This window comes from Bradyrhizobium sp. F1.13.3, assembly GCF_040548265.1.
In the GTDB taxonomy this organism is placed as follows: domain Bacteria; phylum Pseudomonadota; class Alphaproteobacteria; order Rhizobiales; family Xanthobacteraceae; genus Bradyrhizobium.
The window spans coordinates 414,721-439,679 of sequence record NZ_JBEPRI010000001.1; the positions used below are offsets into that span (position 1 = coordinate 414,721).

18 protein-coding genes are annotated in these 24,959 nt (G+C 64.6%); 15 read left to right on the top strand and 3 right to left on the bottom strand.

The window, feature by feature from the left end; translation table 11 throughout:
• The first annotated feature begins 11 nt into the window (after positions 1 to 11).
• From ABIB66_RS01930 to ABIB66_RS01970, 9 genes are all read left to right on the top strand, one after another.
• Positions 12 to 2,537 carry a circularly permuted type 2 ATP-grasp protein gene (locus tag ABIB66_RS01930; RefSeq protein ID WP_354254062.1) on the top strand — a complete coding sequence of 842 codons (2,526 nt, stop codon included), beginning with the start codon at positions 12 to 14 and terminating at the stop codon, positions 2,535 to 2,537.
• Positions 2,534 to 3,412, top strand: coding sequence for a transglutaminase family protein (locus ABIB66_RS01935; RefSeq protein ID WP_354206960.1), 879 nt, complete (start codon positions 2,534 to 2,536; stop codon positions 3,410 to 3,412). Before ABIB66_RS01930 ends, ABIB66_RS01935 begins: the two co-directional genes overlap by 4 nt.
• Before the next feature lie 219 nt (positions 3,413 to 3,631).
• A complete protein-coding gene (locus tag ABIB66_RS01940; protein ID WP_354254064.1) occupies positions 3,632 to 4,459 on the top strand; it encodes a metal-dependent phosphohydrolase in 828 nt (275 codons plus the stop codon).
• A gap of 12 nt (positions 4,460 to 4,471) precedes the next feature.
• Complete coding sequence (locus ABIB66_RS01945; RefSeq protein ID WP_354206957.1) at positions 4,472 to 5,362, top strand: alpha/beta fold hydrolase; 891 nt, start codon at positions 4,472 to 4,474, stop codon at positions 5,360 to 5,362.
• 137 nt (positions 5,363 to 5,499) lie between these two features.
• Positions 5,500 to 6,126, top strand: a complete 627-nt coding sequence (gene folE / locus ABIB66_RS01950; protein WP_354206955.1) for a GTP cyclohydrolase I FolE — start codon at positions 5,500 to 5,502, stop codon at positions 6,124 to 6,126.
• 27 nt (positions 6,127 to 6,153) lie between these two features.
• Entirely contained in the window at positions 6,154 to 7,677 is a 1,524-nt protein-coding gene (locus tag ABIB66_RS01955) for an FAD-dependent oxidoreductase (RefSeq protein WP_354206953.1), read from the top strand.
• Between the two features lie 128 nt (positions 7,678 to 7,805).
• Entirely contained in the window at positions 7,806 to 8,381 is a 576-nt protein-coding gene (locus ABIB66_RS01960) for an HdeD family acid-resistance protein (protein WP_354056349.1), read from the top strand.
• 112 nt (positions 8,382 to 8,493) lie between these two features.
• Complete coding sequence (locus ABIB66_RS01965; protein WP_354056347.1) at positions 8,494 to 9,702, top strand: ABC transporter substrate-binding protein; 1,209 nt, start codon at positions 8,494 to 8,496, stop codon at positions 9,700 to 9,702.
• A gap of 191 nt (positions 9,703 to 9,893) precedes the next feature.
• A complete protein-coding gene (locus tag ABIB66_RS01970; protein WP_354206951.1) occupies positions 9,894 to 11,108 on the top strand; it encodes an acyl-CoA dehydrogenase family protein in 1,215 nt (404 codons plus the stop codon).
• Positions 11,109 to 11,162: 54 nt separating this feature from the next.
• On the opposite strand, the gene ABIB66_RS01975 is transcribed toward ABIB66_RS01970, so the two are convergent.
• Entirely contained in the window at positions 11,163 to 12,500 is a 1,338-nt protein-coding gene (locus ABIB66_RS01975; protein ID WP_354206949.1) for an epoxide hydrolase family protein, read from the bottom strand.
• 196 nt (positions 12,501 to 12,696) lie between these two features.
• Between ABIB66_RS01975 and ABIB66_RS01980 the strand changes: the two genes are divergently transcribed.
• Together ABIB66_RS01980 and ABIB66_RS01985 are read left to right on the top strand one after the other, a co-directional pair.
• The gene (locus ABIB66_RS01980) at positions 12,697 to 12,960 is read left to right on the top strand and encodes a hypothetical protein (protein WP_354206947.1); all 264 of its coding nucleotides are present in this window, start codon (positions 12,697 to 12,699) and stop codon (positions 12,958 to 12,960) included.
• A 181-nt stretch (positions 12,961 to 13,141) separates the two neighbouring features.
• Positions 13,142 to 13,633 (top strand): septal ring lytic transglycosylase RlpA family protein, encoded by a 492-nt coding sequence (locus ABIB66_RS01985; protein ID WP_342761047.1) that lies wholly within the window; start codon positions 13,142 to 13,144, stop codon positions 13,631 to 13,633.
• A 101-nt stretch (positions 13,634 to 13,734) separates the two neighbouring features.
• On the opposite strand, the gene ABIB66_RS01990 is transcribed toward ABIB66_RS01985, so the two are convergent.
• Together ABIB66_RS01990 and ABIB66_RS01995 are read right to left on the bottom strand one after the other, a co-directional pair.
• Positions 13,735 to 15,705, bottom strand: a complete 1,971-nt coding sequence (locus tag ABIB66_RS01990; RefSeq protein WP_473317875.1) for an AI-2E family transporter — start codon at positions 15,703 to 15,705, stop codon at positions 13,735 to 13,737.
• A 748-nt stretch (positions 15,706 to 16,453) separates the two neighbouring features.
• Positions 16,454 to 18,193: a methyl-accepting chemotaxis protein gene (locus tag ABIB66_RS01995; protein ID WP_354206945.1), complete on the bottom strand. Its 1,740-nt coding sequence runs from the start codon at positions 18,191 to 18,193 to the stop codon at positions 16,454 to 16,456.
• 223 nt (positions 18,194 to 18,416) lie between these two features.
• On the opposite strand from ABIB66_RS01995, the gene ABIB66_RS02000 reads away from it, so the two are divergent.
• The 4 genes from ABIB66_RS02000 (at position 18,417) to ABIB66_RS02015 (ending at position 24,903) form a co-directional block, all read left to right on the top strand.
• Positions 18,417 to 19,799 carry an ethanolamine ammonia-lyase subunit EutB gene (locus tag ABIB66_RS02000; protein WP_354206943.1) on the top strand — a complete coding sequence of 461 codons (1,383 nt, stop codon included), beginning with the start codon at positions 18,417 to 18,419 and terminating at the stop codon, positions 19,797 to 19,799.
• Positions 19,800 to 19,951: 152 nt separating this feature from the next.
• Positions 19,952 to 21,538, top strand: coding sequence for a B12-binding domain-containing radical SAM protein (locus ABIB66_RS02005; RefSeq protein WP_354206941.1), 1,587 nt, complete (start codon positions 19,952 to 19,954; stop codon positions 21,536 to 21,538).
• Positions 21,539 to 21,544: 6 nt separating this feature from the next.
• Positions 21,545 to 22,330 (top strand): ethanolamine ammonia-lyase subunit EutC, encoded by a 786-nt coding sequence (eutC, locus tag ABIB66_RS02010; protein ID WP_354206939.1) that lies wholly within the window; start codon positions 21,545 to 21,547, stop codon positions 22,328 to 22,330.
• A gap of 206 nt (positions 22,331 to 22,536) precedes the next feature.
• Positions 22,537 to 24,903, top strand: a complete 2,367-nt coding sequence (locus ABIB66_RS02015) for an efflux RND transporter permease subunit (RefSeq protein WP_354206937.1) — start codon at positions 22,537 to 22,539, stop codon at positions 24,901 to 24,903.
• The last annotated feature ends 56 nt before the right edge of the window (positions 24,904 to 24,959 follow it).

Consider the following 24,959-nt stretch of genomic DNA (forward strand, 5'->3'; position numbering starts at 1 on the left):
GGGAGAGGCGCATGGCCGAGGGCGCAGCCGAAGAGGACGACAAGGCGGGTAAGGCGCAAGGTCAGCGCGAAGGCGAGCGCCGCTTCGCGCAATGGGTCCGCGACTATAGGCGCCTGCCCGGCATCCCCGACGAGTTTCTCGGCCCGGACGGCAAGCCCCGCGCGGTCTGGAGCCGCTTCTTCGATGCCTTCGGCGCGCTCGCGCCCGACGAGGTCGAGCGGCGGTTCGGCATGGCCGACCGTCATCTCCGCGAGGCCGGCGTCACCTATCGCGCGCCCGGCGAGAGCGCCGACCGGCCCTGGTCGATCAGCCATCTGCCGCTGCTGATCGACGAGGCCGACTGGAAGCAGCTGTCCGACGGAATCACCCAGCGCGCTGAGCTGCTCGAGCTCGTGCTGCGCGACATCTATGGCGAGGGCCGCCTCGTCGCCGAAGGCGCGCTGCCGGCGGCCGCGATCGCCGGCAGCCCCGAATATCTCCGTCCCGTCTGCGGCGTGCCGCCGCCGGGCGGGCGCTATCTCTCGCTTTATGCCGCCGATGTCGGCCGCGGGCCCGACGGCCGCTGGTGGGTGCTCGGCGACCGCACGCAGGCGCCGTCGGGCGCGGGCTATGCGCTGGAGAACCGCCTGGTGCTTTCGCGCGCGTTCTCGGATCTCTACAAGTCGATGAACGTGCCGCGCGTCGCGCCGTTCTTCGAGGCGTTTCGCGACAGCCTTCGCGCGCGCGCCGACCGCGACGAGCCGCGGATCGGCGTGCTCACGCCGGGCAGCTTCAGCGAGACCTATTTCGAGCACGCGACGCTGGCGCGCTATCTCGGCTTCCTGCTGGTCGAGGGCGACGATCTCGCCGTCAGCGACAACCATATCCACATTCGCACGGTTGCGGGTCTCAAGCGCCTCGACGTGCTGCTGCGCCGCGTCGATTCCAATTCGCTCGATCCGCTCGAGCTCGATGCCTCCTCGCGGCTCGGCGTGGCCGGCCTGATCGACGTGCTGCGCAAGGACGGCGTCGTCGTCGCCAACATGCCGGGATCGGGCGTGCTGGAGGCGCGCGCGATGCTCGGCTTCCTGCCGGCACTCAGCCGCCGCCTGCTTGGCGAGGAACTGAAGATGCCCCACATCGCGACCTGGTGGTGCGGCCAGCGCTCGGCGCGCGACGAGGTGTTGTCGCGGCTCGACGAGGTCGCGATCGAAGGCGCCTATCGGCGCGGCGTTCCCGGTTTCGACAGCAACGGTCCGGTGCTCGCGAGCGAGCTCGACGCCGCCGGCCGCCGGCGCCTGAGCGACGCCATCGCCGCGCGCGGCATGGACTATGTCGGCCAGGAGGTGGTGCGGCTCTCGACCATGCCGGTGTGGGAGCAGGGGCAGATCACGCCGCGTCCCTTCGTGCTGCGCGTGTTCGCAGCCGCGACGCCCGACGGCTGGGCCATCATGCCCGGCGGCTTCTGCCGGATCGCCGAGCAGCCGGATGCGCGCGCGGTGTCGATGGGCGACGGCGCGCGTTCCGCCGACGTCTGGGTGGTCTCGGACAAGCAGGTCTCGACCGCGACGCTGCTGCCCGCGACTGACAAGGTGCGCATCCGCCGGATCGCCGGCGTGCTGCCGAGCCGCGCCGCCGACAATCTGTTCTGGCTCGGCCGCTATCTCGAACGCGCCGAGGCGACGCTGCGGCTGGTGCGGGCGCTGGGCTCGCCGAGCGGGCCCAACAAGGGCACCGCGGCCTCGCTGCAATCGGCGGAGCGTATCCAGCGCCTGCTGGTAACCTGGGGCGCGATCTCGCAGACCTCGCGCGCGACGACCGGCCGTATCGTCGCCGAAGCGCTGCAGAGCCCGGAGCGCTTCGGCTCGGCACTGTCGCTGGTCCGCGCGGCCCAGCGCACGGCGACCTCCTTGCGCGAGCGGCTGTCGCCCGACGCCTGGCAGGTCATTACCGAGATGGCGGAGCGGCTGGCCGTCGAGGTCGAGGACGACGACAGCGTGCTGAGCGCGGCCGAGCTGACTTTGCAGGAGCTCGCGAGCTTTGCCGGCCTTGCGCATGAGAACATGAACCGCGCCGCCGGCTGGCGCTTTCTCGATATCGGCCGTCGCACCGAGCGCGCCATCAACACCACGCGTTTTGCGCGGCAGTTTGCCTATGACGAGGCCGGCGACGAGGATCTCGATATCCTGCTGACGCTGGTGGATTGCCAGATCACCTACCGCTCGCGTTATCTGCTGGCGCCGATCCTGGCGCCGGTGCGCGACCTCGCCGTGCTCGACAGCTACAATCCGCGTTCGGTGGCGTTCCAGGTGACGGCGCTGAACGAACACATCGCCGCACTGCCGAGCCTGAAGGAGCACGGCCTGATCGAGAAGCCGCAGCGGCTTGCGGTCGCGATGCAGGCGATGCTCGCAACCGCGGAGGCCGAGAAGCTCGAGGTCAAGACGCTGTTCGCACTGGAGCAGGATCTGCTCAGCCTCGCCGAGGCGGTCGGGCAGCACTACTTCCCGCACGGCCCCAATGCCAGCCGACCGGAAAAGCTGACGGGGCTCGCGTGATCTACGACATCCGTCACGTCACAACTTACCAATACGAGAGTCCGGTCAGCTTCGCCCGCTGCACGCTGCGGCTGGAGCCGAGGAGTGGCCATGGCCAGGAGTTGATCTCGCATAAGCTCGAGATCCGTCCGCGCCCCGCGGAGCGTAGCGTCCGGCGCGATTTCTTCGGCACCCTGACCGAGAGCGTCGTGATCGAGGCCGCGCATCGTACTCTACGCATCGATTCCCGCTCTCGCGTGAAGGTGTCGCGCCAGCCGCCGGCGCGCGCCGCTGCCAGTCCGGGCTGGCAGAGCATTCGCGACATCGCCTTCGAGGCGACGAGCCTCGGGCCGTCCTCGCCGGTCGGCTATGTCTTTGCGAGCCCGCTGGTGCCGGTGCTGGGACCGGTCAGCGCCTATGCGGCGGAAAGCTTCGCGCCCGGCGCGGGCATCCTCGCCGGGGCGGTCGATCTGATGCATCGCATCCGCACCGAATTTCGCTACGATCCGAAGGCGACGGTGATCTCGACGCCGCTCAACGAGGTCTTCGTCAAGCGACATGGCGTCTGTCAGGATTTTGCCCATGTGATGATTGCGGGCTTGCGCGGGCTGGGCCTGCCGGCGGCCTATGTCAGCGGATATCTGCGCACCATTCCGCCGGCGGGCCAGCCGCGCCTGCAGGGCGCCGACGCCACCCATGCCTGGGTGTCGCTGTGGTGCGGGGAGGAGCTTGGCTGGGTCGATTTCGATCCGACCAACGATCTTATGGTTGCTGGCGACCATATCGTGCTCGCGGTCGGCCGCGACTTTTCCGACGTTTCGCCGGTCGACGGCATCATCGTCGGCTCGCCGAAGCAGAAGCTCGACGTCGCCGTCGACGTGCTGCTGGTGGAATGATTGCGGGTCCTGCCGTGTCGGCGACGCCCTAGCCTGGGTGTATCGAACCGGCACCGCAACTGCGATATCGCGGGGCAACAACCGCAAAACATATTTGCGTGTTTACGCCCCCGGGTTTTGCCAGTCGGCCAAGATGGGCTATGCTGGCGCCTTCGTCGAGGACGAGAATGAGACGTCGGGAGTTGATGTGGGACACCACCGACAGACGGGGCTGCATCCATGATGACGTTACCGAGACTGGCGGCGGAATCCCTGGAGAAGACGCTGGGTTCGTTCATGCGCCGCAGGTACGGCGATTCTCCGGCAAACATCGTCGAGAGCGCAACCCGCACCGCGATGGAATGCATCGGAAACAGCGACGCTCTCTATCATAATGTCGAACATACGATGCTGGTCACGCTCGCGGGCCATTCCATCCTGAGCGGCCGGTATCTTCATATTCATCTCTCGGCCGAGGATTACGTCCACGTCCTGATCGCGTGTCTTGCCCATGACATCGGCTATGTCCGCGGCTTGTTCGAAGAAGATGACGAGGACGGTTTTTTGGTCGATGCGGCAGGCACCAGGGTCTCGCTGCCCCGCGGCTCATCAGATGCCAGCCTGATGATGTATCATGTCGACCGATCCAAGCTGTACGTCATGCGCCGGCTGCAGCACATTCCAGGGCTTGATCCGGAACGCATCGCCCGCGCCATCGAGGGGACACGGTTTCCGGCCCGGGAAGGCCAGGACTATGACGACGACGCCTCGATCCTGCGCGCCGCCGACTTCATCGGCCAGCTCGGCGACCCCAATTATCTGCGCAAGGCCAACGCGCTCTACTACGAATTCGAAGAGGTCGGCATGAACCGCCAGCTCGGCTACGATTCGCCGGCCGACATCGTGAACCGCTATCCGCAGTTCTATTGGAATAGCGTCGCGCCGCACATCCAGACCGAGATCGGCTACCTCAACAAGACCGAGATCGGCCGCCAGTGGATCGCCAACCTCTACAGCAACGTGTTCCGCGCCGAGCGCGACATCACGTTGTCCGGGCCGCAAAAATAGCTTCGCCTTGTAATGCAACAAAAAACAATCACCACCGATATCCTCGACATCGTCTATCGCGAATACGGCGCGCCGGACGGCTGGCCCTGCATCATGGGTCACGGCTTTCCTTACGACGTGAACGCCTATGCCGAGACCGCGCCGATCATTGCGCAAGCGGGCGCGCGGGTGCTGGTACCCTGGCTGCGCGGCTACGGGCCGACGCGATTCCGCTCCGCTGCGACATTGCGCTCCGGTGAGCAGGCGGCGCTGGGCGCCGATCTCCTGGCCTTCATGGATGCGCTTGGAATCTCGCGCGCAGTGGTCGGCGGCTACGACTGGGGCGGGCGCGCGGCCTGCGTGGTCTCGGTGCTGCATCCGGAGCGCGTGATCGGCCTCGTCTCGGGCAATTCTTACAACATCCAGAACATCGCGCGTTCGATGGAGCCGGCTTCGCCAACGGAGGAGGCGGCGCTCTGGTATCAATATCTCTTCCACAATGAGCGCGGCCGCCGCGCGCTGGAGCGCAACCGGCGCGGCTTTGCGCGCCAGCTCTGGTCCATGTGGTCGCCGACATGGGCGTTCGACGACGCGACGTTCGAGACCACCGCAATGTCCTTCGACAATCCTGATTTCGTCGATGTCGTGATCCACTCCTATCGACATCGTTACGCGCTGGTCGCGGGCGATCCCGCCTATGCCGCGATCGAGGCGAAGCTCGCCGCCCAGCCGCCGGTTCGGGTGCCGACCATCGCGATCGACGGCGACAGCGACGGCGTCAATTCCGGCACCGCGCACCATGCACGCAAATTCGAGGGCTTTTTCGAGCGGCGCGTCTTTACAGGGGCCGGCCACAATTTGCCGCAGGAGCGGCCGGCCGAATGGGCGCGGGCCGTGCTCGATGTGCGGAAAGCGGCCTCATAGAGCCGGGTTTCTTGTCCCTCAGTCTTGCCGCTCTCGCGGATTCCAATTTTTCCTGATCCCGGGAACCTTTTCCAATCGCAGCCGTCCAAGCTGTGGGGCCGCTTTCTGTACGCGGTTCGTTGCAGGGGAGGTTTTCGATGAAGACACAAACGCGCAGGCTGGAACGTGTCGCGGTCGCGCAGGCGCCGACCGAGCGGCCTGAGAGGGCGGAGGTCGAGCAGGCGATCCGCACCATGATCCGCTGGGCCGGCGACGATCCCGCGCGCGACGGCCTGCGCGAAACGCCGGACCGAGTCGCCCGCGCCTTCGAGGAGTATTTCTCCGGCTATGCGCAGGACCCCACCGAAATCCTGCAAAAGACGTTTGAGGAGATCGAAGGCTATGACGAGATGATCGTCCTGCGCGGCGTTCGCTTCGAAAGCCATTGCGAGCACCACATGGCACCGATCGTCGGCCGCGCCTGGGTCGCTTATATCCCGCAAGGGCGCGTCGTCGGCATCTCCAAGCTCGCGCGTCTCGTCGACATCTACGCCAAGCGGCTTCAGATCCAGGAAAAGATGACCGCGCAGATCGCCAACACGATCAACGATGTGCTGAGGCCCGAAGGTGTCGGGGTCATCATCAAGGCAACGCATCACTGCATGACCACGCGCGGCGCGCACAAGCCCGGGACCGATCTCGTCACCAGTCGCATGCTCGGCGTGTTCCGCGATAATGCGTTGACCCGCCAGGAGCTGCTGGGGCTGGCCAATTCGGACGATTGATCCGCGACGGCTCAAGGAGGCAACGCCATGACCGAGGACAAGAAGCGAAGCGGCCCCGACCTGAGCCGAGGCGTGACGCTCGCCGCGTTCAAGGATGGCAAATTGCTCGGCCATGTCGGCGAGGAAGACGTCCTGCTGGTGCAGGCCGGCGGCGAGATCTTCGCGATCGAGCCGGCTTGCAGCCACTATCACGGTCCGCTCGCCGAAGGACTGGTGGTTGGCGACACCATCCGCTGTCCCTGGCATCACGCCTGCTTCTCCTTGCGGTCAGGCGAGGCGACCCGTCCGCCGGCGCTGAATGCGTTGGCGGTGTGGGAGGTCTCGCGCGATCAGGACAAGATCGTGGTTCAGCGCAAGCGCGAGATGCCGAAGCCTTCGGTGCCTCACCGGACAGCGCCAACGCCGGCAAAATTTGTCATCATCGGCGGCGGCGCGGCGGGTTTCGCGGCGGCGGAGACGCTCCGTCGCGAGGGCTTTGCCGGCGCCATCACGATGCTCAGCAATGACAGCGCGATGCCGGTGGACCGGCCCAATCTCTCCAAGGATTACCTCGCCGGCAACGCGCCGGAGGATTGGCTGCCGCTGCGGGGCGAGGACTATTATCGGGACGCCGGCATCGATCTCAGGCTCAACACGAATGTCGCCGCGATCGAGGCGAAGACGCGCAGCGTGACGCTGGGCAACGGCGACAGGCTGCCGTTCGACCGGCTGCTGCTCGCGACCGGCGCCGAGCCGGTCAGATTGCAGATTCCGGGGGCCGACCAGCATCATGTCTACACCCTGCGCTCCGTCGCCGACAGCCGCGCCATCATCAAGGCGGCCGGCGGCGCCAAGCGTGCGCTGGTAATCGGCGCCAGCTTCATTGGCCTGGAAGTTGCGGCCTCCTTGCGGGCACGCAAGATCGAGGTGCACGTGGTCGCGCCGGACAAACGGCCGATGCAGAAGGTGCTCGGTCCCGAGATGGGCGACTTCGTGCGCGCGCTGCATGAGGAGAATGGCGTCAACTTCCATCTCGAGGACACGGTGGAAAAGCTGGACGGCACGCGCGCCACGTTGAAGAGCGGCGGCGTGATCGAGGCCGAACTGGTCGTGGTCGGCATCGGCGTCAAGCCGCGCCTTGCGCTCGCCGAGCAGGCGGGGCTTGCGGCCGACCGGGGCGTCAGCGTCAGCGAATATCTGGAGACCAGCATAGCCGGTATCTTTGCGGCCGGTGACATCGCGCGCTGGCCCGATCCGCATTCGCGGCAAACCATCCGCGTCGAGCACTGGGTCGTGGCGGAGCGGCAAGGCCAGACCGCGGCGCGCAACATGCTCGGCAAGCGCGAGCGCTTCGAGGCCGTGCCGTTCTTCTGGTCGCAGCACTATGACGTGCCGATCAACTATGTCGGCCACGCCGAGAGCTTCGACGACATCGCGATCGACGGCAGCATTTCCGGCAAGGACTGCCTGCTGAAGTATCGCAAGGGCGGCCGAGTCCTTGCGATTGCTTCAATTTATCGCGATCTCGACAACCTCAAGGCCGAGCTGGAGATGGAGCGGAGGCGCGGCTGAGGCGCGCATCCGGGTCTTGATTTGCGTCAATGTTGCTGCCCGCGAGGGCTGCTGTGCTGGCTGTCTCCGGTGCGGCGCGCGCTATTCTGGCCTGTGCTCGCTGGCTTCCCATGCAGGAGTGGCCCCTCATGACAAATGCCTCGGATATCTCCCATCCTTCCAGCCTGGGCTCCGGCATCGCGGCCTTGCATGGCAAATGGGGATGGATCGTCGCTCTCGGCGTGGTCTATCTCATTGCCGGATTCGTCGCGCTCGGCAGCATGGTGATGGCGACGGTGGCGAGCGTGATCGTGGTTGGCGCCATGATGATCGTCGCAGGCGCGGCCGAAATCATCGGTGCGTTCCAGATGAAGAGCTGGGGCAAGTTCGTGATCTGGGCCTTGCTCGGCGTGCTCTACATCGTCGCGGGCTTCCTGACCTTCGCGAACCCGCTGTTTGCTGCGGCGCTGCTGACCCTATTCCTTGGCGCCTCGCTGCTCGCCTCCGGCGCGGTCAGGCTGTTTCTCGCCTTCAGCATGAAGCGCGAAAGCCCGTGGGTCTGGGTGGCGCTGTCGGCCGTCGTCACGCTGCTGCTCGGGCTGTTGATCCTGGCACGTTGGCCGGTAAACAGCGTCTACATCCTCGGCCTGTTTCTCGGCATCGACCTGATCATGGCGGGCGCGGGCTGGGTCAGCCTGGGCTTCAGCCTGAAGCGGCGGCACTGATCAGCAACTCGACACAAAACCCTCTCGCGGAACTCCGCTGATCTGACGTGCTGGCAAAAAGCAGCACGTCGCGCTTTCCGACTCGCGCGGCGATCATCACCGGGGAGAAACCATGAAAGCGGCTTTGGCCCTGGCTGCAGCGCTGGCTGCCTGCCTGTCCACGCCTGTCTCCGCGCAAAAATCCTACGGTCCCGGTGTCAGCGACACCGAGATCAAGATCGGCAACACCATGCCCTATAGCGGCCCCGCATCGCCGCTCGGCATCACTGGCAGGGTGATCTCGGCCTATTTCGACGAGGTCAACGAGAAGGGCGGGATCAACGGCCGCAAGCTCAATCTCCTGTCGCTCGACGACGCCTTCTCGCCGCCGAAGACCATGGAAGCGGCGCGGCGTTTGGTCGAGGGCGACGGCGTCGCCTTCATCTTCGCGACCATGGGCACCGCGCCGAGCTCGGCGATCGCGAAATATCTCAACAGCAACAAGGTGCCGCAGCTGTTTCTGATCAGCTCGGCCTCGAAGTGGAACGACCCCGCCAACATGCCGTGGTCGATGGCGCTGCCGTGGGCACCGAACTACACCAGCGAGGCCGCCATCGACGTCGCCTATGCCCGCGCCAAGAACCCGAACGCGCGCTTCGCGGTGCTCTATCAGAACGACGACGCCGGCAAGGAATATCTGCGCGGCGTCAAGGAAGCGCTTGGTGCCGACGCCGACAAGGCGATCGCGATGGCGTCGAGCTTCGAGGTGGCCGACCCCACCGTCGATTCCCAGGTGCTGACGCTCGCCAACACCAAGGCCGACGTATTCATGATCTATTCGGTGACGCCGCGCGCCTGCGCCCAGGCGATCCGGAAAGCGCATGAAGTCGGCTGGCAGGCGACGCGCTTCCTCGCCTCGGGCTGCGCCAACAAGGCCACCGTGATGGTCCCCGCCGGTCTCGATGCCGGCAAGGGCGTGCTCTCGCTCGGCTCGCTCAAGCCGTTCGTCGAGGCGCCGAAGAACGATCCGGCGATGACGGCCTATATCGACTTCATGAAGAAGCGCCTGCCCAATGCCGACGTCAACAACGTCGCGGGTCTCTACGGCTACACCGTCGCCGAGGCACTGGTGGTCTTGCTGAAGCAGTGCAAGGATAATCTGACGCGCGAGAACATCATGGCGCAGGCGGCCAATTTGAAGAACGTGCCGCTGTCGCTGCTGATGCCCGGCATCACGCTCAACACCACGCCGCAGGATTTCCGCCCGATCAAGGACGGCTATATGCTCCAGTTCGACGGCAACGACTGGATCGTCGCGAGCGAGCTGCTGCGCGGCACGTGACGGGACTGCGCGAGTGACCGCAACGACACCCTCTCCCCTTGTGGGAGAGGGTGGATCGCCGCGGAGCGGCGAGCCGGGTGAGGGGTCTCTCTCCGCCTGTGAAGCTGTTTATTGCGTCCGCGGAGAGAGACCCCTCATCCGGCGCTTCGCGCCACCTTCTCCCGCAAGGGGAGAAGGAAAAGGAGGACACAATGGATTTTCACCACTCCGAACGTTCGCTCGAGTTGCAGGAGCGCGTCCGCCGGTTCATGCGGACGCATGTCGAGCCGGTCGAGGCGCTCTATTACGAGCAGGTCAAGCCGGAGGCGACACGCTACAAGACGCCGCAGATCCTTCAGGACCTGAAACGGCTGGCGCGCGAGCAGGGGCTTTGGAATCTGTTCCTCTCCGGCGAGCACGGTCCGGGCCTCAGCAATCTCGAATATGCGCCGGTGAAGGAGATCATGGGCCGCATCCTCTGGGCGCCCGAGGTGTTCAATTGCTCGGCGCCCGATGTCGGCAACATGGAGGTGCTGGCCAATTACGGCACGCCGGCACAGCAGGAGCGCTGGCTGAAGCCGCTCCTGGAGGGGCGCATCCGCTCCGGCTTCTCGATGACGGAGCCGCAGGTGGCCTCCAGCGATGCCACCAACATCCAGTGCGAAATCAGGCGCGACGGCGGCGACTACGTCATCAACGGCCGCAAATGGTTCACCTCCGGCGCGATGAACGAGGATTGCGAGATCCTGATCGTGATGGGCAAGACCGCGCCCGACGATCCCGATCGCCACCGCCAGCAATCCATGATCCTGGTGCCGAGAGCGACTCCCGGCGTGCGCATCGTCCGCGACATGCTGACCTACGGCTACGACGACGCGCCGGTCGGCCATCCCGAGATCGTCTACGAGAACGTTCGCGTGCCCGCGGAGAACATCCTGCTCGGCGAGGGCCGCGGCTTCGAGATCGCGCAAGGCAGGCTCGGTCCCGGCCGTATCCATCATTGCATGCGGCTGATCGGCTGCGCCCAGCGTGCGCTGGAATTGATGTGCCAGCGCGCGGTCTCCCGCACGGCATTCGGCAAGCCGCTCGCAGAGCAAGGCTCGGTGCGCGAGGACATCGCACACTCATTCTGCGAGATCGCGCAGGCGCGCTTGCTGACGTTGCAAGCCGCCGACAGGATGGACCGCGAAGGCAACAAGATGGCGCGCGACCTGATTGCCGCCGCCAAGATCGTGGTGCCCAGCATGGCCGCCCGCGTTATCGACCGCGCCATCCAGATCCACGGCGCCGCCGGCGTCTCGCAGGACACGTTCCTGGCCCGCGCGTATGTCTACGCCCGCTTCATCCGGATCGGCGACGGACCGGATCAGGTGCATCTGGCCGCGGTGGGGAAGGAGCTGATCAAGCGCGGCGGGATGATGGGCTAAGCAACGCCCTCCGCAGTTAGATCGCCACCTTGCCGGCGACGCCCTTGACCACGGTCACTGGACCAGATGTGCGGGCCGAAGCGGCCTGAATGCGGCGCGGAGCTCGGCGGAGAAAAGCGCCGGCTGCTCCCAGGCAGCAAAATGACCGCCTTTGTCGACCTCGTGGAAGTAGGTCAGGTTGCGATAGGCCCGCCGGGCCCACGTCTCCGGGGCTTGATAGCTCTCGCCCGGGAAGACCGTGATGGCCACCGGCAGCGAAATCTCCGCAGTCTTCTCCGGACCTGCAAGGGCGGGACTGCGCCCGCTATATTCCCAGTAAAGTCGCGCCGAGGAGGTGGCGCTGTTCGTCAGCCAGTACAGCGTGATGTCGTCGAGTACCTCGTCGCGGGATTTTTCGGAGTCGGTGCCGTCAAATTTCCAATGCGAGAAGCCGGGGTGCCCGAGCATCCAGGCAGCCAGACCCGCGGGAGAATCCGTCAAGCCGTAGCCGATCGTTTGCGGCCTGGTTCCCATCATCAGCGCGTAGGACCGGTTGCCCATCTTGCCGGCCGCACTGAATGCATCGAACGCTGCGCGCTCTTTGGCGGAAAGGTCTGCCGGGGCGGGCCCGCCGGCCGCCAGGATCGCGGCAATATCGGGCGGGACGATCGCCGGCAAATTGATATGGATGCCGAGCAGTCCTGCCGGCGCCAGCCGTGCCATCGCACTCGAGACCGGCGAGCCCCAGTCCCCGCCCTGCGCGACATAGTGGGTGTAGCCCAATCGCTTCATCAGTTCCGCCCAGATGCGCGCCGTGCGGTCAGGACCCCAACCGGTATCGACCGGCTTGCCAGAGAAGCCATAGCCGGGCATCGACGGGATCACGACGTCGAACGCATCCTCGGGCCGGCCTGCATGGGCCGTTGGATCGGTGAGTGGATCGATCAGCTTGAGCTGCTCGAAGACCGATCCCGGCCAGCCATGGGTTATGACGACAGGGAGGGCATTGCGATGTTTGGAGCGGACATGAATGAAGTGGATATCGATGCCGTCGATGTTGGTGACGAACTGCGGAAGCCGATTCATTCTCGCTTCGATCTGTCGCCAGTCATAGGCCGTCCCCCAATAGTTGACGAGGGACTGGAGCTTCGCCAGCGGGATACCTTGGGACTGGTCGGAAACTGTCTCGCGATCGGGCCATCGCGTCGCCAACACGCGTCGGCGAAGCTCGGCAAGGTCCTCCTCCGGCACGGCAATGTGGAAGGGGCGAATTGTGCTTTCGCCCGCGGCCGCCGCTCCACGTAGCGGAAACACGCTGGTGGAAATCGCCGCTGCAATTCCAACCGCTGCGGTGCTCAAAAGCGCGCGCCGGCTTCTGTCGATTGGGTTCTCGGAATCGTATGGCATCGGCATGGGACACCCTCCTGGCTTCAGGCGATCGGAGCCTGCGGAGCAGGGCAGTCCTTCGTCTGGCTCTGCAACATGGCTCGGAAGCTGGTCAATAGCTCGTTAAGGCTTGTTAGATGCTGTGAGCAGTTGCGACTGATGCCGGGCAAGGTGAAGGAAGACAAGCTCAGCATTTCTGTCCCACGTCCTAGACACGGACGGAGTGAACAAGCTGACCGGATCTGTGCGTCGGCTCGTTGCCCCGGAACGTGTTCAGCATCGCGCCTTGCTGCGCAAGGACATTGCAAACTCCCTCTGCGACACGCGCAAGCAAGCCTTCTCACGTCACGCTAGGTGGCTGCCTCCGCCGCAGCGTCGCTGCGATGATCGCTTCTGCAACGACAACGTCAATGAGTATGAAACCACGGTCAGGCAGACGAGCGCACCGCTTGTCCTGATTGGTGGCGCCGTGAGAGTCATGTCGTAGCACTATTTCTCTGTCGCTCGTCGTCATGCTGTTGACGCAATGTCTGGCTTAGACGGCGACAACTAAAACACCGTGCTGGACCACTACGGTTCCCACAACGGTTCCGGAGCCAGGGGTTGGCTCCATCCGCAAAATGATTTGCGGCACCGGAACCGAACAATCGAAAATCACAGGAGATATAATGGGGTTCCGATCGAGCGCCGCAATTTGCGGCGCCGTGATTGCGCTTGCCGTTTCCGTTCCGATTGCGCGATGTGAAGCTGGTGGGGTTCACTCAAGCGCTGCCGACAATGCCGCTTCCGGGGAAGCGATCGTTGGCGCGGCATCCATGTACAATCCGTTCAAGCCTGGCAAAGAGGAGGGCGGCCCGAAGACGGCTTCCGGCGAGCGCTATGATCCCTCGGTGTGGTCGGCTGCCATCAAGACGAGCTTGCGTAAGAAATTCGGTGGGGTCCAATTTGGCGCGAAGCCGAAATACGCCCTCGTCGAGGCCGTCGGCAAGAAAGTCATCGTCAGGATAAATGACGTGGGACCGCTAAGGCCTGGCCGCATCATCGACTTCAATGAGCGGACCATGCGCCATTTCGATCCGAGCCTGGAGCGCGGGGTCATTCCTGACGTAAAAGTTCGGCCGCTTGCCGGCGGCGATTGGACCCCCGGACCGGTTGGCTGAATCGCGCAGTACGAACGAAGGTCGCGGGCGCCGCGCCATCTCCATGATGACATCATGGTTTGCTGCGCGCCCGCAGCAGCCATGTCTGCGCGTCTAAACTACTAAGCGGCCGTGATCTTCGAAGTCTGGCCTTCGGCTCCTGTGCCAAGGCCATCCACACCCGTCGCTTCTATGCAGAGTTTAAGCGCCCCGCCCAGAGTTGCAGCAGCCAAATCCGCTTTGGCACCTTCCCGCACAGTTTCCAGCGCCGCTGGGTCGATGTCCTTCATCCAGCAACCCAGAATGATTGTAGCGTTCGGCAATTTACGGCGAAGCCGTCGCACCGAGTAACGCATATGGGCAGGGCTACTTGCGTCCATATAGACAAGACAGGCAATGGCGACCCCGGCGGTCTCCAGCCGGAAGATATTCGCCGTCGATAACGCTCCCGCTGCTTCAACTCGTGCCGACAAGCCATGCGCATTCGTCAGTTGAGCCAGCATGATCGCAGCGGCTTCGTCGATCGGATTTCTTCCCGCTAAGCAGAGCACGGGATGATCGCCTTGCCATTCAGAAGGCAAGTCCTCCTTGCGCAGCACCCGCAGACTCTCATAAGGCGCGTCCTCAGCCACGCCCTCTATGGCAGATGTAGCCTCGACATCTGTGGTCGGGTTGACCTTCGGCGACGGACGTTCATCCTGCTCCGAAATGTTATTGGCAAATTCTTGGACTGCATCCCTGATCTTGGTCAGCCGGTCGGGGGCCAGAGCGCCGCGCTCGGCATCCGCTTGAGCCAGCTGCAGTCCTCGCAGGGCGACTTCGTCGTAATAGGAGCCAAGAGATCGCTCCTTCAAGAACTCCTCGGCCTTTGCCGATGCTTCTGTCGGATCGCCGGCGAGCATCCGCTGATAGAATATCTCAGGCGGAGAGAGCGCTGGTCGGTCTCCAAACATGACGTCCAGGAACTCCAGGCGCTCGACATGGCGGCCCAGTACGACCAGACACACTGTAAGGGGTGTTGCCAGGACGAGGCCGATCGGACCCCAGAGCGCCGTCCAGAACGTCGCAGAAGCGACAACGGCCACCGGCGACAGTCCCGTGCTGTGTCCATAGACCATCGGCTCCAGCACATGGCCGACGACGGGCTCCACCACCACGAACAGCGCGATCGTCCAAAGCAGCATCGTCCAGGTTGGATCGACCGCGACCGCGAGAGCGAGAGGAAAGGCGGCGGCGATGACCGCCCCAATGTAAGGCACGAAGCGCAGCACTGCTGCCAGAATACCCCACAGGATCGCGCTTGGAACGCCGATCAGCCACAGACCCATTCCGATGATGATGCCGAAGCCCCCGTTCACGAGAAGCTGGATAAGGAAAAGCCGGCTGAGGCGGCTCGCCGCGTCATCAAGGGCAGCCGTGGTGCGCTGCAGGTCATCCGAACCGGCCAGCCTGATCAGACGATTACGAAGATCCTCGCGCTGAAGCAAAATGAAGATCACGAATATGACGATGATCCCGGTCGTTGCGAGCGGATGAAGCAATGGTGAAATCAGCGTTTGCAAGCTCTCCAGCGCACCGGGATCGGGCTGGAGCACTTCCACAGGAACGGGCTTCGGCTGGGCCGCTTTCGGAGCTGCTATGGTCCCCAACGAATTCGCGGCCTCCTTCGGCTTGTCGAGCTCCTTGCTGAGGTCCTTCAACATGCTGGAAGCTCGCTCGAGCGTGCCTCGACCGGCGGTGGTCTCACGGAAGGATTGGATCTTCTCGCTTATTGTGGACTGATATCGCGGCAAATCGCCGGCCAGCTGCGCGAGTTGGGTAGCGAGGAGACTGCCCATCGCAAATATGAATGCGAAGGCGATTACGACCACGCTCACCACAGCCAAACTGCGTGGAATGCGCAGACGCTGAACCAGTCGAACCAGGGGCGCCAGCACGAAGCTGAGCAAGACAGCCAGCGCTATTGGAATGATGATCTCGCGACCATAATACAGCACCATGACAATGATCGACGCGAGAATGGCCATCGCCACGGCGCTCAATAGGGAAATCAGCTCTTCCGGTGTTCGTGCTTTGAATGGCTGCCTGATCACAGCTCCTCGCTAGGCCGGGAAAGACGGCGAGTTGTTGAGGGTTCAGTGAGTTCGGACCGCACATCTTTGGGAAGGTCGTCTAGTCCTGACATGACGCAACCTGTCGAAGTCGATGCATGAGCTTCAGGCCGGTTTGCGAGGCCGGCCACAACTGACCAGGCCCGATCGGCTAGGGCTACGATCCCGACGGGTACGCATTGTTGCCATGAGCATCTGGAGCGGACGATGTTGCGCTGACGGCGGCATTGAATCGGGAGCGCCAAGCCACGTTGGGGATGAACAAGCCACGCCGGGTTTAGTTCCGCGCGCTGCTCCAAGAGCGCGGTATGGCGCCCCGCTTAGCTCGCGCTAGCGATTCGGCGTGTGATCTTTCCGGCCTGCTTCCCGCCGAAAAGCCTGAGCATTTGGGCCGCTTCCAAGGATCATTGTCTCCTGCATCGCTTCCGATAAACCCAGGTGGTGGCGATAGCAAAAAGCCGCGGACTGCTCCGCGGCTTTGGTTCACAGGGCGGCGGCCTCAGCCAGCCTTCGGCTTCTCACGATCTGCCGGCCCAGCGCGGAAGGCTCCAGCATTGACATCATGCCCCTGTTTTGCCCGACGAGTCAAATGTCATTTCGTAAAATACGAATGCTTTGGACTAGAGCCAAGCCATTGATATCGCTATCCCCGGCTACTGTGCATGGGGTTGTTTTCGCGTTTTTTGGTGGAGCGACCCCGCCCCCGGCTCTGCTGGCGATCGACGTGCTGCTACCCCGCCTTGGCGATACGGCCGTCCGCTGCGCCCGAGCGCAGGTTCTGGAAGAACTTCTCCACCTCGCGCGACAGCGTCTCCGCCGTCTCGGTCACGCTGCTCGCAGCCGTCAGCACCGAGGAGGCCGCAGTGTCGGTCTCGCCGATGGCGTCGCGGAGCGAGCTGATGTTGGCGACGAGGGTCTCGTTGCCTTGGGCAGCCGATTGCGCGTTGGACGAGATCTCGCGCGTGGCGGCATCCTGCTGGCCGATGGCGCCGGCGATCGCCGAGGTGACGTCGTTGATCTCGCGCACCGCGCCGCCGATCTCGCGGACAGCGTCGACGGCGTTGCGGGTGGAGGACTGGATCATCGAGACGTTCTCGCTGATGTCGGCGGTCGCCTTCGCGGTCTGCCCGGCAAGCGCCTTCACTTCGTGTGCGACGACGGCAAAGCCGCGTCCGGCATCGCCGGCGCGCGCGGCCTCGATGGTGGCATTGAGCGCGAGCAGATTGGTCTGCTCGGCGATGGCCTGGATCAGGCTGAGCACGCCGTCGATGCGTTGCGTGGCGGCCGCCAGGCTCTCGATCTCGGCGATCGAGTTTTCGGTGCGCTGGCCGGTCTGCTCGACCGCGCTGGCGGATTGCCGCACCTGGCGGCCGATCTCCACCACCGACGCAGACAGCTCCTCGGCCGCGCCTGCCACCGCCGTGACGTTGTGCGATGCCTGCTCGGTGGCGTTCGCCGCCGTGCCGGCGCGGCTGCTCGCGTCCGCGGTGACGCGGGTGATGGTCTGCGCCGTCTCGCGCATGACGGAGGCGTTGTCGCTGAGGCCGCGCATGATCGCGCCGATCGCCTCGCGAAACGCGTCGACGGATTGTTCGATGTGGCGGGCGCGCTCCTCGCGCGCGGCGGAGTCCTGCGAGACTTGTGAGGCGAGGTTGCGGTTACGCCCCATCGCGTCCTGGAAGATCTGGATCGCGCGTGCCAGTGCGCCGATCTCGTCGGCGCGGTTGCTGTGGGGCACCACGACGTTCTCGGCGCCGTCGGCGACCTGCTTGATGGTCGCGGTGATGGCGGAGAGGGGGCGTGCGATCGAGCGGGCAATGATGACGATGCCGATCACGACGAGGGCGAGCGCCACGCCGGCGAGGCAGGTCAGGACGAAGGACAGCGTGCGATTGGTCTCGGTCTCGTGCCCTATTTGCCTCGCGCGCTCGGCATAGACCTTGGACAGCGCCTCGAGATCCTTGTTCAGCGCCGAGCGCACGGCGCGGTTGGCGTCGTTGTCGCCCCATTCGCGGCCCGCGGCCGCATTGATCTCGACGCCGCGGCGCACCAGCTCTTTGCGAAACTCGACGAACTGCTCGATGCGCTTCTTGAACGTGGCGAACTGCTCGGCATCGTCAGCCTTGACGATGGTCTCCCAGCGCTTCACGACGTCGAGGATCTGGGCGTTGAACTTGAGCAGGCCCTCGCCGTATTTCTTCACCACGGCCGGTTCAGTCGACATGTAGACGCCGCGCGATTCCATCACGACCGCATAGACCAGCGAGTTGACCCGCTCGACATTCAGCGCGGCGGCGTTCGCGGTCTCGATTGCGTTCGTCAGGTCGGCGCCGCGGCGGCTGTTGTAGTCGGACAGCATCGCGATCGCCGCCGTGAGCAGCGCGAACAGCGCGAAGATCGCGTAGAGCTTGGTCGCAAGCGTGAAGCGGCCGGCGAGGCCGGTGGCATTCCCAGATTGGTCGATTCTCATGGTTTTCAGGGGCCCGAATGGCCGGAAGCGGCCCGGAGAGCGCAGTCGTACAAATTGATGCAAAACTATGCAGAATGAAGATGGACGCGGCGTTAACGGCGGGTTTGGCCCCCTTCGCCCTTGGTCGAAAGAAAGGTAAGATATTTCAGCGTCTTGATCTGAAGGTATAGTCTTGGGATCGGCCCTGGAGTCGGCCTCTGGCCGACGAACCCCGGAGAGACGATTGGTCTACCGCCACACCATCGACGCCACGACCTACACGTTCCCGGATTTGCGCGACTTGCTCGCCAAGGCGACGCCGCCGCGCTCCGGCGACCGGCTGGCCGGGATCGCCGCCGCCAGTGCCGAACAGATGATCGCGGCGCGGATGGCGCTGGCCGACGTCCCGCTCGGGCAGTTCTTGCAGGAAGCCGTCATCCCCTATGAGACCGACGAGGTCACCCGCCTCGTCATCGACAGTCACGACGTCAAGGCCTTCGCGCCGGTGGCTTCGCTGACGGTCGGTGCCTTTCGCGACTGGCTGCTATCGGACGCCGCGACGACCGAAATCTTGCGCAAGCTGGCTGGCGGCATCACCCCGGAGATGGCCGCCGCGGTCTCGAAGCTGATGCGCAACCAGGATCTGATCCTGGCGGCGCGGAAATGCGAGGTCACCACCGCTTTCCGCAACACCATCGGCCTGAAGGGCCGGATGAGCACCCGGCTCCAGCCCAACCATCCCTTCGACGACGCCAGGGGCATCACCGCCTCCATCCTGGACGGCATCCTGCTCGGCGCCGGCGATGCCTGCATCGGCATCAATCCGGCGAGCGACGACCCGGCCGTGATCGGCCAATTGCTGCGGCTGCTCGACGAGATCATCGCGCGGCTGAAGATCCCGACCCAGGCCTGCGTGCTGACCCATGTCACCACGACGCTGTCGCTGATCGGGCAGGGCGTGCCGGTCGACCTCGTCTTCCAGTCGGTCGCCGGCACTGAGGCCGCCAACCGCAGTTTTGGCATCGACCTCGCGCTTCTCAAGGAGGCGCAAGAGGCCGGGTTGTCGCAGAGGCGCGGTACGGTCGGCCAGAACGTGATGTATTTCGAGACCGGGCAGGGCTCGGCGCTATCGGCCAACGCCCATCACGGCGTCGACCAGCAGACCTGCGAGGCCCGCGCCTATGGAGTTGCCCGCGCCTTTGCGCCCCTCCTGGTCAACAGCGTGGTCGGCTTCATCGGCCCGGAATATCTCTACGACGGCAAGGAAATCATCCGGGCCGGGCTGGAGGATCACTTTTGCGGCAAGCTGCTCGGCCTGCCGCTCGGGATCGACATCTGCTACACCAACCACGCCGAGGCGGACCAGGACGACATGGACAATCTGCTGACGCTGTTGGCGGCCGCCGGCGTCACCTTCATCATGGGTGTCCCCGGCGCCGATGACGTCATGCTGAACTATCAGTCCACGTCTTTTCACGACGCGCTCTACGTCCGCGACGTCTTCGGACTGCGCCGCGCGCCGGAGTTCGACGACTGGCTGGCGCAGTCGGGGATTGCGGGTCCCGATTTCCGGCTTGCCGGCGATGCAGGCCTGCTGCCCGATTTCGCCTCACGGCTGATCGCGTGACGCCGCGGAAGCACCCGGCGGCTCGAGGAAACCATTGGTGCCCTAGGGAATTATGCTCATGCCACAATATTGAGAAATTCCGGCGGCAGCATTACGCTATGTGCCTGTCTGGCAATTTCCGCAGCTAAGTCGAGCGTGGCGGGGGAGCTTTGATGCGAGCTGAAAGTAACGGGACGTCCCGGCGGATTCTGTGCGTGTTTCCGCGATACACATCGTCGTTCGGGACGTTCGAGCATTCCTACCCCCTGACCGACGGCGTCCGCGCCTTCATGCCGCCGCAAGGGCTTTTGCTACTCGCGGCCTATCTGCCCGAGGAGTGGCAGGTCAAATTCGTCGACGAGAACCTTCGCCGCACGACGAAGGAGGAGTTCGGATGGGCGGAGGCGGTCTTCGTCAGCGGCATGCACATCCAGCGCCAGCAGATGAACGATATCTGCCGCCGCGCCCACGAGTTCGATCTGCCCGTCGCGCTCGGCGGTCCCTCTGTCAGCGCCTGCCCGGATTACTATCCCTCCTTCGACTATCTCCATGTCGGCGAGCTCGGCGACGCCACCAATCAGCTGCTCGAAATCTTGTCGCGCGACATCTCACGTCCGGAAGCGCAGGTGGTGCTGACCACCAAGGACCGTGTGCCGATGACGGAATTTCCGATCCCGGCCTACGAGCTCGCCGACGTCAAGAAATATTTCCTCGGCAGCATCCAGTATTCCAGCGGCTGTCCCTATCAGTGCGAGTTCTGCGACATCCCCGGGCTCTACGGCCGCAATCCGCGGCTCAAGTCGCCGGAGCAGATCATCGCCGAGCTCGACCGCCTGCGCGAATGCGGCATGACCGACACGGTCTATTTCGTCGACGACAATTTCATCGGCAACCGCAAGGCGGCGCTGGACCTCCTGCCGCATCTGATCGAATGGCAGAAGAGGACCGGCTACATGGTGCGGCTCGCCTGCGAGGCGACGCTCAACATCGCCAAGCGGCCGGAAATCCTCGAGAAGATGCGCGAGGCCTATTTCGTCACCATCTTCTGCGGCATCGAGACGCCCGACCCCGATGCGCTGAAGGCGATGCACAAGGACCACAACATGATGGTCCCGATCCTCGAGGGCGTGCAAACCATCAACTCCTACGGCATGGAGGTCGTGTCCGGCATCATCATGGGGCTCGACACCGACAAACCGAACACTTCGGAGGCGCTGCTCGCCTTCGTCGAGGACTCGCGGATTCCGCTGCTCACGATCAACCTGCTTCAGGCGCTGCCGAAGACGCCGCTGTGGGACCGGTTGGAGCGCGAGGGACGCCTGGTCGAGGACGACGGCCGCGATTCCAATGTCAACTTCCTGTTGCCCTACGACGACGTCGTCGCGTCCTGGAAGCACGCCATGGCCGTCGCCTACGAGCCCGAGAAGGTCTACGCGCGCTTCCAGTATCAATGCGACCACGTTTACGTGCACCGCCTTGAGATGCCGAAACCGGACGAGATGAAGACCTGGCCCAACATCAGGCGCGGCCTGGTCATGCTGCGAAACATCTTCTGGAAGGTCGGCGTGCTCGGCGACTACAAGCGCGTGTTCTGGAAGTTCGCGCTGGGCCGCATCAAGCGCGGCGATCTCGAAGGCCTGATCGGCTGCACCCTGATCGCCCACCATCTCATCACCTTTGCGCGGGCGGCCTCGACCGGCCAGCAGAACGCCTCGAACTATTCGATCCGGCTACGCGAGGCCTCCGTCCCCGCCGAATGATGCGACATGTCTGATCCGGCCACCCCGCGTCGTCCGACCCTCGATCTGCGGTCGCTCACGCCCGCGCGCGTCGCGCTCGGGCGCAGCGGCGCGAGCCTGCCGACGCGGGCACTGCTCGATTTCACGCTGGACCATGCCCGCGCCCGCGATGCCGTACATGCCGTCTTCGATGCGCCGCGGCTGGTCGCGGATCTCCGCGCGCTTGGCCTCGTCGTCACCGAGGCGAACAGCCAGGCGGTCGACCGCAGGGATTATCTGCGGCGGCCCGATCTGGGCAGACGGCTAGATGCTGGATCAGCAGAGGCTCTGGCGCGGAGCGCCTCGGAGCCGTGCCAACTCGCACTCGTGATTGGCGATGGGCTGTCGGCGGCGGCGGTCCACGCCCATGCGGCCGCCTTGGTGATGCGCCTGCTGCCGTTGCTCGCAGCCGACGATGGTGTCGCGATCGGCCATGTCGTCGTCGCCTCAGGCGCGCGCGTCGCGCTCGGCGACGAGATCGGCGCCATTCTCGGCGCGCGCATGGTCGTGACGCTGATCGGCGAGCGGCCAGGCCTGTCGGCGCCTGACAGTCTCGGCGCCTATCTGACTTTCGCCCCGGGGCCGGGCCGCAGCGATGCCGAGCGCAATTGCGTGTCGAACATCCACAAGGCCGGGTTGAGCTATGACGAGGCCGCCTTCAAGATCGCCTGGTTGGTCCGCGAGGGGCTCGCGCGGGAACTGACCGGTGTGGCGCTGAAGGACGAGAGCGCGGACCGCGCGCCGCGTCGAATTGGCACGGCTTTGCCCGGATGAAGGGCATTAAGGCAAAATCGCCACATCTTGATCGATTCGGCCACACTCCGCCTGCTTGCGAGAAGGGTGATTGACCTGCTAAACCCCTCGCGGCGATTTTCTGCGCATTTTCAAAGGGCAAGCCTCCCATTGGTATGGCATTTTCAAGCCGTTCGCGGGGCGCGACAAGCTCACAGACCCGAGCCGATTTAGGAACTGGACAAGGCATGCTCGAAAAGCACAGCGAGAGTGAGGTTCATGTCGACAAGGTCGAGCAGGGACCTGCGTCCTCGATCGCCTTCGGGCTGGAGCGCATCGGGCTGATCGCTGTCCGGGCGCCCATCGTCTCCTGCATCGTCCTGCTCGTCCTGATCGTCGGCGCCGTGTTCGGCATCCACCGGATCAAGATCGACGATTCGCTGTCGCAGCTGTTCCGGTCCAACACGCCGGAATTCCGCCAGTATGAAGCGGTGACCAAGAAGTTCCCGGCCGAGGAATTCGATGTCCTCGTCGTGGTCGAGGGCAAGACCCTGCTGGCGCGGAACAACCTCGAGAAGCTGCGCGACTTCGTCACCGACATGCAACTGGTCGATGGCACGCGCGGACTGGTCTCGCTGTTCTCCGCGCGTCAGGCGCCGGCGCCGGGCAAGCTTCCCGCCGCGCTGTTCCCGCCCGAGCTGCCCGAGGGCGCGGCCTATGACAAGTTCATCGAGGGCGTCAAAGCCAACGAGATCATCCGCGGCAAGCTGTTGTCCGAGGACGGCACGCTGGCGCTGATCGTGCTGTCGCTCGATCCGGAGGTGGTCGCCTCCAACAAGCTGACCAAGACCGTCGCCGACATCCGCGCGCTGATGAAGGAAGACCTCGGCGACACCGGGCTCAACGTGCAGCTTTCCGGCGTGCCGGTGATGCAGCTCGAGATCCGCAACGCGGTCGAGCGCGACGGGCTCACCTACAACATCCTCGGCATTCTCGCCGGCTGTGTCATCGCCATCATCTTCTTCAGAAAAATCTCGTTCATGGTGGCGGCGGCGTTCCCGCCGATGATCGCGATCTTGCTGGCCCTCGGCGCGCTCGGCTGGGCCAATTTCAATCTCAACATGTTCCTGAACGTGATGACGCCGCTCATCATGGTGATCAGCTTCTCGGACTCGATGCAGCTCACCTTCGCCGCGCGCGACCGGCTGATCGCGGGCCAGGACAAGTTCACCGCGTTCAAGAACGCGGTGCTGGTGGTGGGACCGGCCTGCGTGCTGACGCACGGCACCGCCGGCATTTCCTTCATCGCGCTCCAGTTCTCCGACTCCGATCTGATCCGCAAGTTCGGCGAGGCGGGTCTCGCCGCCACCATCATCGCGCTGGTCGCGGTGTTGTCGCTGGTGCCGGTGTTCGGCGTGCTGTTGGTGCGCAACGAGAAGGTCTTTGCGACCAAGTTCCAGAGCGCGGATGCCGGCGTGCAGGCGCTGCGTAATTTCTGCTACTGGATTGCGGTGCGCATGGTGGGCCGTCCCGGCCTGTTCAGCCTGATCGCCGTGCTGTTCGTCGCCGGCCTCGGCGTCATCTACGCCAATCTGGAGCCGCGCTACCGGCTCGCCGACCAGGTGCCGGACAAGCGCCAGGCGGTCGCCGCCAGCGACCGGCTCGACGCCAAGCTCACCGGCGCCAACCCGGTCAACGTTCTGATCCAGTTCCCCAAGGGTGAATCGCTCTATTCGCCGGAGACGCTGCAGACCATCGCCGACGTGCACGCGACGGTGGAGAAGGCAGCCGGTGTCGGCAATGTCTGGTCGGTCGAGACCCTGCGCCGCTGGCTCGCGGACAAGGCCGGCAGCGCCGATGTCGCGACGCTGAAGGAATATGTCAGCGTCATTCCGGAGCATCTGGTGCGCCGGTTCATCGATGCCGAGCAGGACGCCGTCGTGGTCGCAGGTCGCGTGCCGGACAAGGATTCCAGCCAGCTCCTGCCGATCGTCGACAAGCTCGATTCCGAGCTCGACGCCGTCCGCAAGAAGCATCCCGGCTATGAAGTGGCGGTCACGGGTCTTGCCGCGATTGCCGCGCGCAACTCGGCCGGCATGATCGAGAAGCTCAATCGCGGGCTCACCGTCGAATTCGCGCTGGTCGCGATCTTCATCGGCCTGGCCTTCCGCTCCTGGGTGGTGATGTTCGCCTGCATCCTGCCGGGCATCTTCCCCGTGGTGATGTCGGGAACGGTGCTGTGGGCGATGGGTGAGGGACTGCAATTCGCCAGCGTCGTGGCTCTGACCGTTTCGTTTGGCCTGGGCTTAAGCGCCACCATCCACTTTCTCAACCGCCTCAGGCTCGAGAGCAAGCCGGGCGTCGGCTCGGCGCTCGCGGTCGAGCGCGCGACCGTGCTGGTCGGCCCGGCATTGATCCTGACCACGCTGGTGCTGGCCTGCGGTCTCGTCGTCACGGTGTTCTCCGACCTGCCGTCGCTACGGCTGTTCGGCTGGCTCAGCGCCTTCTCGATGGTCATGGCGCTCGTCGCCGACCTCTTCATCCTGCGGCCGACGGCGATGTGGCTGATCAATCTGCACGGCAAGCTTCAGGGTACAGACAAGCCAGCCATTTGAGCGGCTGCATCCATCGGACATGGAATCGGCGGGTCCGGCGATTGCGCCGCGGCTCC